Annotated in this window: 1 protein-coding gene; it reads right to left on the bottom strand. The window is 68.4% G+C overall.

What is annotated here, in order from left to right:
- Nucleotides 1-1,173 (bottom strand): RHS repeat-associated core domain-containing protein (locus ACFHVL_RS31300; protein ID WP_416632233.1); only part of this gene is annotated, 1,173 nt, incomplete at both ends.

Below are 1,173 nucleotides of genomic sequence, written 5' to 3'. Positions count from 1 at the left end.
CGGGTGTCGGGGGCGAAGCTGTGCGTACGACATCCCGGACCCGACCCGCCACGACCACTTGAGGCGGATGGGCCGGCGGTGCTGCCGCCGCGTCCGGGTGGGGCGCGTGCGGGGCCTGCTCCGCCGCCCTTGCGGCCGATCAGGTTGAGTCCCGGCACCATCCCGAGGGCGGCGGCTTTCAGGTCGACGCGTCCGGTGGTGGCGGCCTGGGAGATGACATCGGAGATGCCGTTCTCCACCGCGTCGCTGGCCAACCGAGCGGTCACCCCCGAGCCGGCCTTGGCAGCGATCGCCGTACCGACCTTCGCCGCGATCGCCCCACCGGCACCGCCCGCCAGGCCCCTGATCGCCCCCGTACCGAGCGAACCGAGCGCGTCACCGACGGAGTGGATGTCGCCCTGCGCCACATCCTTCGCCAGGTTGATCAACGCACCCGCACCCACCATGCAGGCGACCGCGCCCGCGCCGGCGGTGACCGCCGTGCACGCCAGCCCGGCCACGACCGCGCCGGCGATCGCGGCGACCTCCAGGATGGTGTCCTTGTGTTCCACCACCCACTTCTTGGTGGCGTTCGCCGCGTCCTTCACCACGGTGACGGTCTTCTTCACCACCCGCGTCGCCTTCGCCGCGACCTTCTTCGCCGCCTGCTTGACCTGGGCGACGGTCTGCTTCACCTTCTGTTTCGCCTTCGCGGCCTTCTGCGCCACGTACTTCTTCGCCTGGTTGACTTTCTTCTTGACCGTCTTCTTCGCCTTGGCGTAGGTCTTCTTGACCTTGTTCTTGACCTTCGCGGCCTTCGCCTTGACCTGGTTGACCTTCTTCTTCGCCGCGGTGGTGACCTTCTTCGCCGCGGTCTTGGTGACCTTCTTCGCCTTCTGATAGGCCGCACTGCCGTAACTCGACACACTGGACACCGCACGACGGGTCGCACTCGACACCTTCGACGTCGCCTTCGACGCCAACTTCGCCGCCGCCTTCAACGGGTTGCCCCAGTGCCCCGTCGGGTCGATCGTCGTCAACGGCGTCCCGTCGCCGTACTGGTAGCGGTTCGCCGCGATCGAGTCCGGCACCGGACTGTTCGCGGCCGAATCCCGCGTGTCGAACTGCCCGGTGTCGGTGTTGTACCAGCGGGCGTGCATGTTCACCCGCGACGTCGCCGCGTCGGTCCACTCC

It is taken from the genome of Micromonospora sp. LOL_023 (assembly GCF_048060115.1).
In the GTDB taxonomy this organism is placed as follows: Bacteria; Actinomycetota; Actinomycetes; order Mycobacteriales; family Micromonosporaceae; genus Micromonospora_E.
Note: the sequence above shows the minus strand (reverse complement) of the source record. Positions and strands in the feature narration are given on the sequence as shown.